This is a genomic window from Bacillus sp. FSL W8-0640 (assembly GCF_038007725.1).
Lineage (GTDB): Bacteria > Bacillota > Bacilli > Bacillales > Bacillaceae_G > Bacillus_A > Bacillus_A cereus.
On record NZ_JBBOXT010000001.1, the window covers coordinates 774,430 to 792,174 of the forward strand.

Here is a 17,745-nt window from a genome sequence, read left to right on the forward strand (position 1 = left end):
TGACATAATGGTAATGAGGTGATTATAGAATGGAATATAATCAAGATATGAAAAATAGATTGAAACGTATTGAAGGTCAAGTTCGTGGTGTACTTCGTATGATGGAAGAAGGAAAAGATTGCCGAGAGGTTATTACACAGTTAACGGCATCTCGTTCTGCACTTGATCGTACAATTGGACTTGTTGTTGGGACAAATTTAGAGCAATGTTTGCGTGAACAGTTTGAAAGTGGTAATGGTTCAAATGAAGAGTTAATTAAAGAAGCTGTTCAATTACTTGTAAAAAGCCGATAATCTGTCAAATATAATTGTTGACAGATTTTCAAAAACATTTTAATATACCCCTACAGGTATATGTATATAAGTTGTGGAGGAATCAATTATGAGTATAAAAGTGGATATGAGTTTAGATTGTAAAGGGTTGGCTTGTCCGATGCCGATTGTGAAAACGAAGAAGGCGATAGAAGGATTAGCACCAGGGCAAGTGATTGAAGTTCAGGCAACAGATAAAGGATCTACGGTAGATATAAAAAGTTGGGCGGGTAAAGTAGGACATCAATATATCGGGACGAAACACGAGGATGATGTATTGGTGCATTATGTTAGGAAAGCAAACGAGCATGAAGTGAATGAAATTGTGAAATATCCACATACAATTACGAATGCAGAATTACAGTCTATATTGTCTCATGGAGAAGAGAGCATTGTATTAGATGTTCGCGAAGCAGCGGAATTTGCTTTTGGTCATATTCCATCCGCCATTTCGGTACCATTAGGTGAATTAGACAGCGCAGTATTAGATAAGACGAAGCAAATTTATGTTATTTGTCGAACTGGTAATCGCAGTGATATAGCTTGCCAAATGTTGAAAGAGAAAGGTTATTCAAATGTGAAAAATGTCATTCCAGGTATGTTAGAGTGGCAAGGGAATATAGAGAAATAAATTTTTTTGAATAAAAATATACCTATGGGGGTAATAGAGTGAGTGTTAAACCGTTACAAGCAAAAGATGTGGCAGAGAAAGTGTTATTCGGAGAGTTATTCATTTTAGATGTTCGTAATGAGGCGGATTATGAAGATTGGAAAATTGAAGGGAAACAAGTTTCTTCTATTAATAGACCTTACTTTGACTTGTTAGATGGTGTAGATCATATTGTAAGTGAATTACCTAAAGATAAAGATGTTTTAGTAGTATGTGCAAAAGAAGGGTCTTCTATATTTGTGGCAGAGCAATTAACAGAGGCTGGATTAGAAAATATTTATTATTTAGCTGGTGGCATGAAGGCTTGGAGTGAATATGTAAAGCTTATAAAAGTTGGAGATTTAAAAAATGGTGGAAGTATGTATCAGTTTAACCGCCTTGGAAAAGGCTGTTTATCTTATATGGTCGTTTCAAATGGTGAAGCAGCAGTTATTGATGCAGTAAGAACAGTTGAAGCATATGAAGAATTTGCGAAAGAGCATGGCGTTACGATTACGAATGTAATGGATACACATTTACATGCAGACCATATTTCCGGAGGACGTAAGTTAGCGGAAAAGGTAGGTGGTACGTATTGGTTACCACCAAAAGATGCAGAGGAAGTTGTTTTCTCATACGAACCGCTTGTTGAAGGATCTGTTATTACGATGGGGGGTACTAAAATTGTAATTGACGCATTATACTCACCAGGGCATACGATTGGAAGTACGTCATTCATTGTAGATGATTCTTATTTATTATCAGGCGATATTTTATTTGTAGATTCAATTGGGCGTCCTGATCTTGCTGGTAAGGCTGAAGATTGGGTGAGTGATTTACGTAATACTTTGTATAGCCGATATAAAGAGCTATCTCAAAATTTAGTTGTGTTACCGGCTCATTATTCAAAAATAAGTGAAATGAACGAAAGTGGTATCGTTAGTGCAAAATTAAAAGATTTATTTGAGCATAATGCAGGATTAAATATTGAGGATGAGGGAGAGTTCCGTAAAGTTGTAACAGAAAACTTACCACCTCAGCCAAATGCATATGAAGAAATTCGTCAAACCAATATGGGTAAAATTCACCCAAGTGTGGATAAAGAGCGTGAAATGGAGATTGGTCCAAATCGTTGTGCAGTGCACGAATAATGAAATAAATAAAAAATGGAGGAATTGATGATGAATATAAAACAAGTGTTAGATGCGAAAGGTTTAGCATGTCCAATGCCGATTGTAAGAACAAAGAGAGCAATGGATGCTCTACAAACTGGAGAAGTGTTAGAAATACATGTAACGGATAAAGGGTCAGTTAAGGATATTCCAGCGTGGGCAAATAAATGTGGCCATGACATCGTAAAGCTTGAAGAAGAAGGCGATGTGCTGAAGTTTTGGATTAGGAAGGCGTAGTGAAGCAATAGTTTTGTAAATATAGAGAGGTTGGTTATATGAACACAATATTAAGTACGCTTTTCATTGTACTTGCTGCATGGTTTGTTATTTCACGATTTTTACCAGTGAAAGGTGTTCAAAATATAAATGGCAAAGAATTGAAAAGTATAGTGGGGAAAAAGGGGAAGTATTTTATTGATGTCCGTACAGTAGGTGAATATAGAGGGAATCATATGAAAGGCTTTCAAAATATCCCCCTAAATGATCTAGCAAGTAAGGCGAATCAATTAGATAAGAATAAGGAAGTAATCGTTATTTGCCAAAGTGGAATGAGAAGTAAGCAAGCAGCAAAGGTATTAAAGAAATTAGGATTTCAGCACGTTATCAATGTTTCAGGCGGTATGAATGGTTTGTGAGGAGGGAATTTAAAATGAAAGAAATGACAGTAAAAGAATTGGAAGAAAAATTGTTACGTAAAGAAGCAGTAAATATCGTGGACGTACGTGAAGTAGAAGAAGTAGCCGAAGGGAAAATTCCAGAAGCGTGTAATATTCCACTAGGACTATTAGAGTTTCGTATGCATGAGTTGGATAAAAAGAAAGAGTATATTATCGTTTGTCGTTCTGGCGGAAGAAGTGCACGAGCAGTTCAGTTTTTAGAGAGCTACGGTTTTCAAGCAATTAATATGGTAGGTGGTATGTTAGCATGGGAAGGTAAAGTCGTATAGTACAGAGATACATGATTTGAGCCTTTTTATAAATGATAAAATACCCCTATAGGTAATCGGAGGGAGAACAACATGGAACAACAGAAGAAAACAACAATCGTTTTATTTAGCGGAGATTATGATAAAGCAATGGCTGCTTATATTATTGCAAATGGTGCAGCGGCGTATGATCAAGAGGTAACTATTTTTCATACTTTTTGGGGATTAAATGCTTTAAGGAAAGATGAGCATGTGAAGGTAAAGAAAACTTTTATAGAAAAAGTGTTTGGAAAAATGATGCCACGCGGTGCGGATAAGATGGGATTATCAAAAATGAATTTTGCAGGTATGGGACCAAAGATGATTAAAGGTATTATGAAAAAACATAATGCGATGCCTTTACCAGATTTAATTGATTTGGCGAAAGAACAAGGAATTAAACTTGTAGCTTGTCAAATGACAGTAGATTTATTAGGGTTAAAAGAGGAAGAGATTATGGAAGGGGTAGAGTTTGCAGGTGTAGGGGCATATTTAGCAGATGCTTCGGATGGGAATGTAAACTTATTCATTTAAATCACCTTCTTTTTAGAAGGCGGGGGATGTAAGATGAGCTTAGTCGTATTACTTTTTATAATTGGGTTTATAGGATCGTTTATATCAGGAATGGTTGGGATTGGTGGCGCGATTATTAATTATCCGATGATCTTATACATTCCGGTATTGCTGGGATTTTCTGGCTATACATCACATGAAGTGAGCGGTATTACAGCGGTACAAGTATTCTTTGCAACTTTTGCAGGCGCTTGGGCATACCGGAAAAGTAATGACATGAATAAAACGTTAGTTATGTATATGGGAGCTAGTATATTAATAGGAAGCTTCATAGGGAGTTTCGGTGCTAACATATTAGAGGAACATACAGTCAATGTTGTTTATGCAGCATTAGCTACAATTGCAGCTATTATGATGTTTGTACCGAAACAAAATAATAGTGGAGATGTGAAGTATAATAAATGGTTAGCAAGCTTGTTAGCGTTCGTTGTAGGGGGAGCTTCAGGCATTATAGGAGCTGGAGGTTCGTTCCTTTTAGTTCCCATTATGCTAGTTATTTTAAAATTACCACTGCGCATGACGATCGCAACATCTATCGCTATTACGTTTATTTCCTCAATAGGGATTACTACAGGAAAAATGGTTACTGGGCAAGTAGTTATCATTCCAGCTCTAATTATTGCGGTTGCCAGTATATTTGCTGCGCCACTTGGAGCACGAGTCGGGAAGAGGCTAAATCAAAAAGTACTGCAATATGTATTGTCCACTTTAATTGTAGGCACTGCTGTTAAAATGTGGATCGATATGATATCAAAATAAAAGGATGGTGCTGCTTACAGCCCATCCTTTTATTTATTGCCCGTAAACCTAACGGATTATAGTTTTACTTTATGCCCAAATAACTTTCATTAAGTTTTTATATTCGTCATTTGCTAATTTATATAGCATTCTCGTATGTTCAAAGACAAGTGCTGGATTAAAGTTTGGTTCTGAGAATGCAAGAGATGTTGAAATATCAATTGCATTTTGCTTATTTAATGTGAATTTTGCAAAGCGATAAGATGTATTTAATTCATTGATGACATGTAAAATATCATTTGTTGATGTTGCATCAGGCACGTGAGCAACATTGAAGCAGTATATATCCACCGTAGGATGTTCGTTTTGGAAAGCAGCGATAAGTTGAATCTTTGCGCCAGCTTCAGTCTCTAATCCTACTGAAAAATGAACAGAGCCATCATTTTCATCTATATTTTCTTCCATGTATATATCGTTAGATTTTAAGTAGTCTTTAAAATCTGAGATGTTATGTTTTACTGCAGCTTTCATATGTATGAGCCCCCTGATAATTGGAATAGATTGCTACTATTTATTATAATTTAAAAATATTAAAAAAGATAGTTAGAAAGTTCTGATTTTTATATTTGGAAGAATAAAAAGAAGCGGTTCTCTACCTCCATAGAGAACCGCTTCTATATTATTCATTGTCATTAGACGATGTTTCTGTATCTTCACTGCTATTTTTGTTCTTATTTTTCACTTCATTGTTATTTGATTCGCGTTCACTTGAATTTTCAGACTTAGATTCTTTTGTCTTTTTCGAATCAGAGTTTGAGTCAGACTTTGTATATGCAGGTAGCCCAAGATGAGTACGAAGTTCATTTGTAACATTAGCTAATTCTTTTTTATCTGGATTGTAGTAGTAAGTTCGACCACCACCAGCAGATTTGCTACAAGTATCGTCACCTTTTGCCATGTAGCAATCATCACCTTGGATTTGTAATTTCTCAATTTCCGAATCCGATCCATATTTATAGAATGAAAGCATATCATCAAATGTTAAGTTTGTAACGAATTGTCCGTTAATATCATCAATGATGTTGCCAACTTTTGTTACAGAACCAACACTTGTTAGTTTCTTTAAAATAGCCTCGATAACGAGTTGTTGACGTTGTCCACGCATTGCATCACTATCGATGTGCCTTGTTCTAGCAAGAGCAAGAGCTTCTTCGCCATTTAGCTTTTGAACACCTTTTTCTAGATGAATAGCCTCAGCATTATCATTGCTATCTTGCTCAGTAAATTCAACTGGTACATCAACTTCAACACCGCCCAAGTCATCGACGATTTTTATAAATGATTTAAAGTTGAATTTTACAAAATAATCGACAGGAACATTCATTAATTTTTCAACTGCATCAATGCTTGCTTGTGGTCCACCATTTTTTCCGTTTTTAGCAGAACCGAATGCATGAGCGTGTGTAATTTTATCTTTTTTCTTTTCTATTGGAATATAAGTATATGTGTCACGTGGGATACTTAATAGTTTAACAGTTTTGCTATCTTTATTAAATGTTGCAAGTAAAAGCGCGTCTGTTCTTATAGCTTCACCATATTCTTTTCCACGGACATCGCTTTCATCGACACCCATTATTAAAACAGAGACATTGTTTGTAATAGGTTTTACAGCCTTATCACGTAAATCAGATTTATCACCGCGTGCTAAATCGTGTGCGGCATTTCGAACAGCAGAAGATGCTTTATTTACTAAAAACCAAGTATAACCGCCGCCTATTAATAAAACGAATAGTATAGCGCTTATAATAATTTTTATTTTTTTCTTATTTTTTTTCGGTTTATTGCGTGTATTTTCTTGCAAAGATGGGTTTTGCTCCATTTCCTGTACTCCTTCATTTGGATTGAAATACGACACTCATATCCACTTATTATAATGAAATTTAGCGAAAAAAAACATTACAAAACATTTACATTTCGTAAAAATTCAATATATTTATAAAAAGTCAGATTTTCTATATATTATTTGTCAGATGTAGAATAAGTATAAGGGCTTTTAGTAGAAATGAAAATATATATTATGAGAAAGTGATAGGGAAGTAAGATTTGTTGAAATATAGCCAAGAAGAAATGAGTAAGCTTACTTATTTCTTCTATATAATAAAGAAGAATTTGACGGATAAAGGAGAGAGCATAATGAATCATACATCATTCCGAGCAATCGTTGTGAACGAAAAGGAAAATCATCAGTTTGTAAGAAAAGTTGTTGAGAGAGAAGTAAGTAGTTTACCTGAGGGAGACGTATTCATACAAGTTCATTATTCTTCATTAAATTATAAAGATGCTCTTTCAGCTACTGGTAATAAAGGGGTTACGAGAACATATCCTCATACGCCAGGAATTGATGCTGCAGGAGTAGTTGTGAGTAGTAAAGATGCTACCATTAAAGCAGGAGATCAAGTTATTGTAACGGGATATGACTTAGGTATGAATACCTCTGGTGGTTTCGGAGAATATATTCGCGTGCCATCATCTTGGGTCGTGCCTTTACCAGAAGGAATGTCATTAAAGGAAAGTATGATGTACGGGACAGCAGGTTTTACTGCGGCGTTGTCGGTATATAAGCTTATTGGGGCAGGAATCAAGCCTAATATGGGAGATGTTTTAGTAACGGGTGCTACAGGCGGCGTAGGCAGTGTAGCTGTTAGTATATTAAGTAAGTTAGGGTTTAACGTAGTAGGAGCGACAGGAAAAATGGAAGAGAAAGATATGCTACTACGTCTAGGAGCGAAAAAAGTGATTCATCGCGCGGAATTGAATGATGAATCAGGAAGACCGATGTTAAAAGGGATATACGCCGGAGTTATTGATACTGTAGGTGGACGTATGTTAGAAACAGCTTTAAAAACAGTAAAGTATGGTGGTTGTGTAACGACATGCGGTAATGTGGCAGGCCAGGAATTACAAACAACGGTATATCCGTTTATTTTACGAGGCATAAGCCTTTTAGGGATAGATTCTGTGCAATGTCCAGCAGATGTGAGAAGTGATGTGTGGACGCTCTTAGCAAATGAATGGAGTAATAAAGAGTTAAGATCTTATACAGGAGAATGTACATTAGAAGAATTAGAGGAGAAGTTTACACTTATATTGCAAGGAAAGTTAAAAGGAAGAACAGTTGTTAAAATATAATAAGAAAGAGACGCTTACGTTAGCGTCTCTTTCTTATTATAATGATTGTTTTAAATTGATTTTTCCTTGTTCACCTAAAACACCGTCAGCGATATTTACAGCGTGATCGCCAATGCGCTCTAAGTTACTTACCATATCGACGAAGATGATACTTGCATCACCTGAACAGCTGCGTTCGTTTAGACGTAATACGTGACGTTTACGAAGAACACGTTCCATTTGGTCGATTTTGCGTTCTTTGGCAATAACAGTTTGAGCTAGTTCAGTATCGAAGTTTGTTAAAGCTTCAACTGAGTCTTGCAGTGTTGAAATTGTTAACTCAAGCATTTCATTTAATTCAGCTAATGCTTCGTCTGATAGTGAAACACGGTTTGAAATTTGGAAATCTACAAGTTCTACAAGGTTTTCTACATGATCACCGACACGTTCAATATCTCCAACAACACCTGCTAAAACAGAATGTTTTTCAGAATCCGTAGGTGAAAGTGGCTTTTCTGATAGTAAAACTAAATACTCGGTAATTTTTTTATCTAAATTGTTAATAGCTCCTTCTAATTGAGTAGCCATGTTTGCGTGTTTTTTGTCTTGTGTATTTAAAAATTGATTTGCTTCTTTTAATCCATGTAATGAGAACTCAGCCATACGGATAATCTCTTTTTGAGCTTCAGTTAAAGCGATGGCTGGAGATTGTTCAATAAAGATTGGATTTAAATGTTGTGGTTTGAAGTCAATCGCTGCATCTTCACCACGAATAATTTTTGTTACGATCCATGCTAACACTGCAATGAACGGGAATTGAATGATTGTATTTGTTACGTTAAATGTTCCGTGTGCAAATGCAATAGTCATTTCTGGATTCAAGTTTAATGATGTTTGGAAATATTGAATTAAACTTGTAAATGGTACTAATAAAATTGTAAAGATAATTGTACCGATAATATTAAAGATAACATGAACTAATGCTGCACGTCTTGCGGCAATAGAAGTACCGATTGCTGCTAATACAGCTGTAATTGTTGTACCGATGTTATCACCGAATAATACAGGAAGAGCTGCTTGTAAATCGATTGCACCTTGACCAAATAGTTCTTGTAAAATACCGATAGTTGCACTTGAGCTTTGTACAATTAAAGTAAAGACTGTACCGACAACAATTCCTAAAATTGGATTATCACTCATGCTAACTGTTAATTCTTGGAATGATTCTAAAGAACGAAGAGGTTTCATACCTGCACTCATTAATTCTAAACCGAAGAATAACATACCAAAACCGAATACAACTTGACCTACAGAATGTACTTTTTTATTTTTAAAGAAGAATAGTAAGATTGCTCCAATTGCCATAACTGGGAGAGCATATTCTCCGATTTTAATTCCGATAATAAATGCAGTAACTGTCGTACCGATGTTTGCACCCATAATAACACCGATTGCTTGTCTTAATGTCATAAATCCGGCACTTACAAGTCCGACTGTTAAAGCAGTTGTTCCTGAACTGGATTGGATTAATACCGTAACTAACATACCTGCTAGTACACCCATAAGTGGGTTTGTTGTAAAACGATCTAGAATATCGCGAAGACGATCTCCAGCTGCTTGTTGCAGTCCATCGCCCATGTATTTAATCCCGAATAAGAAAATACCTAATCCACCAATGAACTGGAAGATCATATCTTGAACATTATATTCCACGCATTCCACTCCTTAAATTTCATGTACGATGTAATTATTAACTGAACCTTGAGGCACTGTAAACGGTTTGCTAGTAAAATTTACACTAAATTTACAAAGAGAAGAAAAGTTTACAATCCCTTAAAGAAACAGCTGTGTTCTATTGGTTTTCATCTTGTATAAATCTTAATTTTGTAAAGAAATCACACTTTTTAGAATAATATTGTTCAGTCGAATATTAAGGAAAGCGTCTGCGAGTTCATCGTATATTTTTTGATGAAAGTTAAAAAAATATGTAGGAAAATGCATGTAGTTTTATAACAGCAAAACGAGGGGAAATAATTCTTTTAACACGATAAAAAAGCCACTGAATTATCCAGCAGCTTTTTCCGTGTTTTTATCGCCATGCTTTTGTTTTCTTATGCTTGTAATGTAAATGAAGAGAAAAGCAATAAGTAATAGAGAGGAGTAACGATATACAGTTGCATAGTTTGTAAAATGAGCAATAAATCCAAATATAATCGCTCCAGCGCCGATTCCAAGGTCAAATGCGGAGAAGAATGTAGCCGTTGCTACGCCGCGTCGATGCGGTGCTACGCGGTCAATCATCCATGCTTGTAGTGCAGGTTGGATCGCTCCAAAACCACTTCCGTAACATGCTGCAGCAATAATTAAGCTCGGAATTGTCGTCGTATACGACAATAAAATAATGCCTGTAAAAGTTATAATAACTCCCGGAATGATGACGAATGTATGGCCTTTCGCATCATATAGCTTTCCAGAGAATGGACGAGTTACAGCGATTGCTAGTGCGTTACATAAAAAGAAGAGACTAATATCAGCTATGCCGACTTCTGTAGCAAATAGAGTGATAAAACTTCCGATTCCTCCGTACATTAATGTAATACATAATATTAATAATGAAGGAAGTAAAGCTTTACGCTCAATAAATCCATCGAGAAAAGTACTAGATGATTGTTGTGGAGGCTGTTTCGATTTTTGGATTTGAAGTAGTTTCGTTAATATTAATGAAACAACTGTGCACGATAATGCACATAAAAAAAGAATTGTGAAGTTATATGTTTGCATAAGCCATAGTCCGATAAGTGGACCGAGGGCCATTGCAATTGTTCCAGAAAGGCCAAAATATCCCATGCCTTCTCCGCGGCGAGCTGAGGGAATTAAATCAGAAACGACAGTTCCATATGTAGTCGTTGTAATACCGAAACCAGCTCCGTGTAAAATACGAACAGCAAGCAAGAGAAAGATAGTTGAGGCGAAAAGGTAACTGCCCATAGCGAGTAAACAGATAGCAGTGCCGATCATTAAAATGATTTTTTTATTGAATTTTTGCAAGGCGTTCCCAGTTAGCGGTCTAACAAAAAGTGCCGCAACGGTAAACATGCCGACAACAAATCCGATATTGGAACTTGTGCCACCAATTTCTTTCACATAAACAGGTAAGGTTGGAATTAACATTTGAAACCCTAAAAACATACATAAGTTTGCAAAAATTAAAGCAACAAACTCTTTCGTCCATAACGGTTCTCGTTTTACGAGTATTGCTTCTCCCATATATTCATCCCCTATATAAAATTTTCTCTTTTCTTTCGAGTATATGTATTGGCCAATGCAACAGTCAAGGAAGGTGTCTTGAAAACGGATAACAATTTTTAAGATGAAAAACTGACAAATTTGTGTAAAAGCTACACAACTATGAAAAAAAGATGTAAAGTATAGATGTATAGACTTGTAGGTGTTAAGAATGATAGAAATTGTTTTTTCTTTAAAGAAAGCGGATTCAAAAGAGTAGTGAACAAGAAGGGGATATATACTTTTTCACTACATATATTTGAAAAGGTTTACAATATGATGAAGAAAGAGGCGTGTACATATGAGACGATTAGGTATTTCTATTTATCCAGAACATTCAACAGTAGAGAAAGATAAGGAGTATTTAACATTAGCAAGTAAATATGGATTTACACGTGTGTTCACATGTTTATTATCTGTGGATGGAGAAAAAGAGAAAATTATAGAAGAATTTAAAGAAACGATCTCTCATGCGAATGCATTAGGGTTCCAAGTATTAGTTGATATTAGTCCATCTGTTTTTGAACAATTAGGTATTTCGTATAATGATTTATCATTCTTCCATGAATTAGGTGCGTACGGTATTCGTTTAGATGTCGGTTTCTCAGGATTAGAAGAATCAATTATGACTTATAATCCGTATGGTTTGAAAATTGAGATTAATATGAGCAATGGTACGAAGTATGTAGATAACATTATGAGTCATAGACCAAATCGTGAAAATTTAATTGGTTGTCATAATTTTTATCCGCATCGTTATTCAGGATTATCATACGATCATTTCATTAAATGCTCGAAACAATTTAAAGATTACGGTATGAGAACGGCAGCTTTTATTTCATCATTTGATGCAACATACGGACCTTGGCCAGTAACAGAAGGGTTATGTACATTAGAGCAGCATCGTGAATTACCGATGACAACACAGGCGAAACATTTATTCGCGACGGAATTAATTGATGATGTTATTATTGCAAACGCATATGCGTCAGAAGAAGAATTACAAGCACTAGGTGCATTAAATAAAGAGAAACAAACATTTGATATAGAAATATATGATACAACGACAGAACTAGAAAGAATTATCGTATTAAACGAACCACATTTTTATCGCGGAGATGTATCTGAATATATGATTCGTTCTACACAAAGTCGTGTGAAATATAAAAAAGAAGAGTTTAAACCTCATAATACGCGTGAAATTAAGCGTGGAGATTTATTAATTGATAATGAACAATATGGCCAGTATAAAGGCGAATTACAAATTGCATTAAAAGATATGGTGAATACAGGAAAAACAAATGTAGTTGGTCGAATTGTAGAAGAAGAGATTTTCTTACTAGACTATTTACAAGCATGGGATAAATTCGGATTTACATTAAAGAAATAGAGAGAATATAAAGGGGAAAAACTACTGATTTCAGCAGCTTTTCCCCCTTTATATATAAAGAGCGAGAGGAAGAGCTATGACAAAGGTGCATCAGCGATTAATTTCTATTTTAGAGGAATTTTTAGAAGAGAAATCGATGTTAAATCGAGCTTTTTTAGCGGGCCGTTTACATGTATCAACGAAGACGATTCAAAAGGATATAAAATTATTAAATGATATATTGGAAGAAAACGGAGCGAAAATCGAATCGCAAAGAGGGAATGGGTACGAATTAGAAATTATACAAAAGAAGAAATTTGAAGACTTTTGTGTGAGTCTATTTCAAAAACAGATGGAAAAGATCCCAACTTCTTATGAAGAAAGAATAGCGTACATTCTGCAGCGTGTTTTAATGATAGAGGGATATGTGAAGCTTTCAGAATTAGCGGAAGAGATGTATGTGAGCAAATCAACGGTCAATTTAATTATGAAAGATGTTACAGATATATGTGGTTGCTATGAATTACAAATTGAGAAGAGACCGTATTATGGTATACGTATTGTTGGAGAGGAATTTAATATTCGTTCTTGTTTATCACAATATGGTTTACCGCGTTATGATCATACTCCGTTTCATGAGCAATTTGAGCAGACGGAGACATATTTATCGCTACCTCATATATCACTCATTCGTTCAATTATATTAAAGTATATTGAAGGCGGAACAATATATTTATCTGATATAGAAATTGATAATTTAGTCATTCATATTGCAATCGCATTAAAGCGTTGTCAAAGTCAACATTATATGAAAGGACTGCATGCGGAGCAATCAGAACTTATACTAAAGAAAGAATATACAATTGCGAAGCAGATTTTAGGAGATTTAGAGAAAGAGTTGAAATTTTCATTTCCAGAAGAAGAAGTATTATATGTGACGATGCATTTATTAAGTACTGCTGTTACAACGAGAGATCGCTATGAAAATGTAGAAGAGCTATTAGGGAAAGATATATATGCATTTATGCAACATATTCTTTTTAAAGTAGCGGAAGAACGGAATCTTATTTTTTATTATGATGAAGAATTATTATTTGGATTTGGTATTCATTTAAAAACGTTATTAAATCGTTTGAAGTATAAGCTAAATACGAGAAATCCTCTTTTGGCAGAAGTGAAAAAGAATTATCCGTATGCTTTTGAAATTGCGGTTCTCGTTGGAGATATCATTGGTGAATATACGGGTGAATCGATACCTGAAAGTGAAATTGGTTATATTGCAATTCACTTCGGCGGAGCGATGAGCCGTTTGCAGGAGCAGAATCAAAAGAAAAGATGCTTATTAGTTTGTGCGACTGGTCAAGGAAGTGCACAACTATTAAAATATAAAATTTTATCACAGTTCCGAGATAAATTAGAGATTGTAGGTATTACAGGCTATTATCAATTGAAAGTAGAAGATCTTTATAAAGAAAAAATAGATTGTATTATTAGTACGATTCATATACCGAGTGGCTTGCCTGTTCCAGTTATAAAAGTGAATTCAATATTTGATGATAAAGAGATTAAATCGATTGGTCAGCGGTTGTTTACGCATGTCAATACTAGTGTGCAGCCTTATATTAAGGAAGATTTAATCTTTTTAAATCATAATGCTTCTACGAAAGAGGATGTTATTCAGTTTTTATGTGAAAAAGCTGCTGAGAAACGCTATGTACCAAAAAACTTTTATGCTTCTGTTATGGAGAGAGAAAATACGTCTCCGACAGCGGTTGGGAATTCAGTTGCGATTCCGCATCCGATGCAGTTATTAAGTGAGGAAACTTTTTTGATGTTTTGCACACTTGAAAAGGCTGTTGATTGGGGAGATAAAAAAGTACAAGTAATTATTTTATTTAGTGTAAAGCGCAATAATAATGAAGATTTGCAAAGGCTTTATGATTTTTTATATGATATTATGTCTAGTCAAACTACGATAGAGAAACTTACTCAGACTGAGGTAATTGAAGATTTTCAAGAAATTTTATTATCATTTTGAAAAAGTATATAAAAACTTCCGTTACATAACGGAAGTTTTTTATGTTTAATTGTATGCGTTTTCATAATAAGATAAAAATATAGAAAACATATAGCTTGGGGGAATTTAAAATGGCTGATATGCAAACTCCATTTGCGTTAATTTTACATGGTGGCAATGCGAGAAGCGCGGCGCTTGAAGCAATTGCTTTTGCAAGACAAGGAGATTTCGGGAATGCCGGTGAAAAGATGAAACTTGCTAGTGAGGAAATTTCAGCAGCGCACCGTATTCAAACGGATTTAATTCAAGAAGAGGCAAGAGGAAATCATGCAGAAATTAGTTTACTGTTAGTGCACGCACAAGATCATTTAATGAATGCAATTACAGTGAAAGAACTGGCTGAAGAGTTTATTGCTCTTCATAAACGAGTAGAAGAGAAAGTGACCGTATAAGATGTACATTTTATTATGTTGTGCAGCAGGTATGTCAACGAGTATGGTCGTAAGAAAAATGCAAGAAGAGGCAAAGAAACAGGGGAAGAATTATAAAATTAAGGCGGTTGATTCAGAACTAGTGAAGCTTGAAATTAAGGAAGCCGATGTCGTTTTAATTGGCCCACAGGTGAAATATTTATTTCCAGCTGTAGAGTTTCTTGCAAATTCATACAACATACCAGTTGCGATTATAGACCAACGAGATTATGGTATGTGTGATGGTTTGAAAGTGCTTAAGCAAGCAGAACAATTAGTTTTAGCATAATTATATCTTTTTAAATATAAACATTATAATGTTATAAAGTTTATTTCGTTCTTTTATAGTAGAGAGAAAGAGGAGGGCTATTGATGAATGGGTTTATGAGTTTTATGGAACAAAAGATTATGCCAACAACGCAAAAAATTGCAGGACAACGACATTTATTAGCAATTCGAAACGGAGTTATTTCTACATTACCGTTAACGATCGTCGGATCATTTTTCGTTATCTTTTTAAATTTACCAATTGATGCATATATGGAATGGATTGCACCGTTTCGCCATATTTTAGATATTCCATTTCGATTTACAGTAGGACTAATGGCATTATACGCAGCATTTGGAGTAGGGGCTTCGCTCGCGAACTTTTATCAGCTCAATCAGTTAAGTGCAGGGTTATTATCTGTACTCGCCTTTTTACTAGCATCAGTTGAACCAATTCAAATTACGAAAGCTGTACCAGGTGTTATTGATGCAGGGAGATATATTTCAGTAGGAACATTAAGTGCAACGTCTTTATTCGGCGCAATTGTTACAGCATTAATTGCAGTAGAAATTTATCATTTTATGATTAAGCATAATATCTCGATTAAATTACCAGATAGTGTACCACCAGCAGTTTCAAATTCGTTTGCAGCATTAATTCCAACGTTAGCAGTTATTCTTTTATTCTGGGGCATTCGCTACGGTTTGAAATTCGATGTAAATACAACAATTACATATTTAATCGCACCACTAAAATCAGTATTAGTAGGAAATAATTTATTCGGTGGTTTATTAACAGTATTCTTAATCGTGTTTTTCTGGTCATTCGGTATACATGGACCAGCGATTTTAGGACCAATTATTCGTCCGATGTGGGATTCAGCAATTCTTGAAAATATGGAAGTGTTCACGGCTACAGGAAATGCACATCAGTTACCAAACTTATTTACAGAGCAATTCATTCAATGGTTTGTATGGATTGGCGGATCAGGTTCAACGTTAGCTTTAGTAATTATGTTTATGTTCTCTAAATCTAAGTTCCTAAAAGAGTTAGGTAGATTATCATTCGTACCAGGTTTATTCAATATTAACGAACCAATTATTTTCGGTGCACCAATTGTAATGAACCCAATCTTAATTATTCCGTTCGTTATTACACCGTTAGTGACAACGACGGTATCATATTTCGCAGTTGTTTCAGGTATGATTCCACTTATGATGGCGAAACTGCCATTTACGATGTTAGCACCAATTGCAGCGGTGATTAGTACGGACTGGACAATTATGGCTGGTGTACTTGTACTTGTTAACTTTGTTATCTCGTTCGTTATTTACTATCCATTCTTCAAAATGTATGAGAAACAACAATTAGCAGGAGAGGAGAAAACAGAATGCTCGGAGCAATTATCATCTTAATTACATTCGTGGTCGGACAGTGTATTGCTCATTATTCGAAATGGGTACAAAGTAAATCTTTATTAGTGTTACTATTAGTATCAGTTTTATTTATCGGTTGTTCAATGGGTGCATATGTAATGTTAGGATTGCAATCACCGTACGTAATTATTGTACCGACAATTTTATGTGCAACGTGTTTATCTGCAAAATATAGATTTACGAGCATGGCATTAATACAACGTGTGAAGGAGATGCAAAAGCATGGAGCGTAAATTAGGAATTTCACTTTATCCAGAACATTCAACGAAAGAAAAAGATATGGCTTATATTTCCGCAGCGGCACGACACGGTTTTTCAAGAATATTTACTTGTTTGTTATCTGTGAATCGTCCGAAAGAAGAAATTGTAGCTGAATTTAAAGAGATTATCAATCACGCAAAAGATAACGATATGGAAGTTATTTTAGATGTAGCTCCGGCTGTGTTTGATCAGCTTGGTATTAGTTATAGCGATCTATCATTTTTCGCAGAGTTAGGCGCAGACGGTATTCGTTTAGATGTAGGTTTTGACGGATTAACGGAAGCGAAAATGACGAATAATCCGTACGGTTTAAAAATTGAGTTAAATGTAAGTAACGATATTGCGTACTTAGAAAATATTCTTTCGCATCAAGCGAATAAATCAGCTTTAATTGGTTGCCATAATTTTTATCCGCAAAAATTCACTGGTCTTCCGTACGATTATTTCATTCGCTGTAGTGAACGCTTTAAAAAGCATGGTATTCGCAGTGCAGCTTTTATTACATCACATGCCGCAAACATCGGTCCATGGGATATTAACGACGGATTATGTACGTTAGAAGAGCATCGTAATTTACCAATTGAAGTACAAGCGAAGCATTTATGGGCAACAGGGCTAATCGATGATGTCATTATCGGAAATGCTTATGCGAGTGAGGAAGAGTTAGAGAAACTAGGAAACTTAAATCGCTACATGTTACAGCTAAAGGTACACTTTGTAGACGAAGCGACTGAAGTAGAAAAGAGAGCCACGCTGCAAGAATTACATGTAAGGCGCGGTGACATAACAGAATATATGGTACGTTCTACAGAAGTGCGTAAAAAGTACAAAGACTATGACTTCCCAGTGCGCGAAAGTGTGCTACAGGAAAGAGGGCAAGTTGTAATTGGTAATAACTCATTCGGAAAGTATAAAGGTGAACTGCAAATCATCTTGAAAGAAATGCCGATAGATGAACGGAAAAATATCGTCGGTACAATTGCGGAAGAGGAGTTATTCTTACTAGATTATGTAGGAGCTTGGACGCAGTTTACTTGTGTGGAATAGAGAAGAGAAGGAGAGGA

The 17,745-nt window shown here is 35.3% G+C and carries 20 protein-coding genes; 16 read left to right on the forward strand and 4 right to left on the reverse strand.

What is annotated here, in order from left to right; all coding sequences use genetic code 11:
* Nucleotides 1-29 precede the first annotated feature (29 nt).
* The 8 genes from N2V80_RS04005 (at nt 30) to N2V80_RS04040 (ending at nt 4,428) form a co-directional block, all read left to right on the forward strand.
* The gene (locus tag N2V80_RS04005; RefSeq protein ID WP_000456206.1) at nt 30-293 is read left to right on the forward strand and encodes a metal-sensitive transcriptional regulator; all 264 of its coding nucleotides are present in this window, start codon (nt 30-32) and stop codon (nt 291-293) included.
* 88 nt (nt 294-381) lie between these two features.
* Nucleotides 382-942, forward strand: coding sequence for a sulfurtransferase TusA family protein (locus N2V80_RS04010; RefSeq protein ID WP_000023957.1), 561 nt, complete (start codon nt 382-384; stop codon nt 940-942).
* A gap of 38 nt (nt 943-980) precedes the next feature.
* Nucleotides 981-2,111 carry an MBL fold metallo-hydrolase gene (locus tag N2V80_RS04015; RefSeq protein WP_061654743.1) on the forward strand — a complete coding sequence of 377 codons (1,131 nt, stop codon included), beginning with the start codon at nt 981-983 and terminating at the stop codon, nt 2,109-2,111.
* Nucleotides 2,112-2,138: 27 nt separating this feature from the next.
* Entirely contained in the window at nt 2,139-2,369 is a 231-nt protein-coding gene (locus N2V80_RS04020; RefSeq protein ID WP_002093886.1) for a sulfurtransferase TusA family protein, read from the forward strand.
* A 38-nt stretch (nt 2,370-2,407) separates the two neighbouring features.
* Nucleotides 2,408-2,767, forward strand: a complete 360-nt coding sequence (locus N2V80_RS04025; protein ID WP_001092317.1) for a rhodanese-like domain-containing protein — start codon at nt 2,408-2,410, stop codon at nt 2,765-2,767.
* Between the two features lie 14 nt (nt 2,768-2,781).
* Nucleotides 2,782-3,078: a rhodanese-like domain-containing protein gene (locus tag N2V80_RS04030; RefSeq protein ID WP_000661816.1), complete on the forward strand. Its 297-nt coding sequence runs from the start codon at nt 2,782-2,784 to the stop codon at nt 3,076-3,078.
* Between the two features lie 72 nt (nt 3,079-3,150).
* The gene (locus N2V80_RS04035) at nt 3,151-3,630 is read left to right on the forward strand and encodes a DsrE/DsrF/DrsH-like family protein (protein WP_000437728.1); all 480 of its coding nucleotides are present in this window, start codon (nt 3,151-3,153) and stop codon (nt 3,628-3,630) included.
* 33 nt (nt 3,631-3,663) lie between these two features.
* Complete coding sequence (locus N2V80_RS04040; protein WP_000060715.1) at nt 3,664-4,428, forward strand: sulfite exporter TauE/SafE family protein; 765 nt, start codon at nt 3,664-3,666, stop codon at nt 4,426-4,428.
* Between the two features lie 69 nt (nt 4,429-4,497).
* On the opposite strand, the gene N2V80_RS04045 is transcribed toward N2V80_RS04040, so the two are convergent.
* Together N2V80_RS04045 and N2V80_RS04050 are read right to left on the reverse strand one after the other, a co-directional pair.
* Nucleotides 4,498-4,938 carry a hypothetical protein gene (locus N2V80_RS04045; protein WP_000642362.1) on the reverse strand — a complete coding sequence of 147 codons (441 nt, stop codon included), beginning with the start codon at nt 4,936-4,938 and terminating at the stop codon, nt 4,498-4,500.
* Between the two features lie 148 nt (nt 4,939-5,086).
* On the reverse strand, nt 5,087-6,286 hold the full coding sequence (locus N2V80_RS04050; protein ID WP_000437392.1) for an LCP family protein: 1,200 nt from the start codon (nt 6,284-6,286) through the stop codon (nt 5,087-5,089).
* 314 nt (nt 6,287-6,600) lie between these two features.
* On the opposite strand from N2V80_RS04050, the gene N2V80_RS04055 reads away from it, so the two are divergent.
* Nucleotides 6,601-7,596 carry a YhdH/YhfP family quinone oxidoreductase gene (locus N2V80_RS04055; protein WP_061654742.1) on the forward strand — a complete coding sequence of 332 codons (996 nt, stop codon included), beginning with the start codon at nt 6,601-6,603 and terminating at the stop codon, nt 7,594-7,596.
* Between the two features lie 36 nt (nt 7,597-7,632).
* Here the strand turns inward: N2V80_RS04055 and N2V80_RS04060 are convergent, their stop codons facing one another.
* Both N2V80_RS04060 and N2V80_RS04065 read right to left on the reverse strand, forming a co-directional pair.
* On the reverse strand, nt 7,633-9,288 hold the full coding sequence (locus N2V80_RS04060) for a Na/Pi cotransporter family protein (RefSeq protein WP_000456270.1): 1,656 nt from the start codon (nt 9,286-9,288) through the stop codon (nt 7,633-7,635).
* Between the two features lie 351 nt (nt 9,289-9,639).
* On the reverse strand, nt 9,640-10,842 hold the full coding sequence (locus N2V80_RS04065) for an MFS transporter (protein WP_000503243.1): 1,203 nt from the start codon (nt 10,840-10,842) through the stop codon (nt 9,640-9,642).
* A gap of 319 nt (nt 10,843-11,161) precedes the next feature.
* Here N2V80_RS04065 and N2V80_RS04070 point away from each other — a divergent pair, with 319 nt between their 5' ends.
* The 7 genes from N2V80_RS04070 to N2V80_RS04100 all read left to right on the forward strand — a co-directional run bounded on the left by N2V80_RS04070 (nt 11,162) and on the right by N2V80_RS04100 (nt 17,728).
* Nucleotides 11,162-12,250, forward strand: coding sequence for a DUF871 domain-containing protein (locus N2V80_RS04070; protein WP_001253349.1), 1,089 nt, complete (start codon nt 11,162-11,164; stop codon nt 12,248-12,250).
* A 76-nt stretch (nt 12,251-12,326) separates the two neighbouring features.
* Nucleotides 12,327-14,267: a BglG family transcription antiterminator gene (locus N2V80_RS04075; protein WP_061654741.1), complete on the forward strand. Its 1,941-nt coding sequence runs from the start codon at nt 12,327-12,329 to the stop codon at nt 14,265-14,267.
* Nucleotides 14,268-14,377: 110 nt separating this feature from the next.
* Nucleotides 14,378-14,698 (forward strand): PTS lactose/cellobiose transporter subunit IIA, encoded by a 321-nt coding sequence (locus N2V80_RS04080; RefSeq protein ID WP_000774631.1) that lies wholly within the window; start codon nt 14,378-14,380, stop codon nt 14,696-14,698.
* Between the two features lies 1 nt (nt 14,699).
* Nucleotides 14,700-15,005: a PTS sugar transporter subunit IIB gene (locus tag N2V80_RS04085; protein WP_000275642.1), complete on the forward strand. Its 306-nt coding sequence runs from the start codon at nt 14,700-14,702 to the stop codon at nt 15,003-15,005.
* 83 nt (nt 15,006-15,088) lie between these two features.
* Nucleotides 15,089-16,399: a PTS sugar transporter subunit IIC gene (locus N2V80_RS04090; RefSeq protein ID WP_001013053.1), complete on the forward strand. Its 1,311-nt coding sequence runs from the start codon at nt 15,089-15,091 to the stop codon at nt 16,397-16,399.
* Nucleotides 16,375-16,653 (forward strand): hypothetical protein, encoded by a 279-nt coding sequence (locus tag N2V80_RS04095; RefSeq protein WP_000900048.1) that lies wholly within the window; start codon nt 16,375-16,377, stop codon nt 16,651-16,653. Before N2V80_RS04090 ends, N2V80_RS04095 begins: the two co-directional genes overlap by 25 nt.
* Nucleotides 16,643-17,728, forward strand: coding sequence for a DUF871 domain-containing protein (locus N2V80_RS04100; protein ID WP_061654740.1), 1,086 nt, complete (start codon nt 16,643-16,645; stop codon nt 17,726-17,728). Before N2V80_RS04095 ends, N2V80_RS04100 begins: the two co-directional genes overlap by 11 nt.
* The last annotated feature ends 17 nt before the right edge of the window (nt 17,729-17,745 follow it).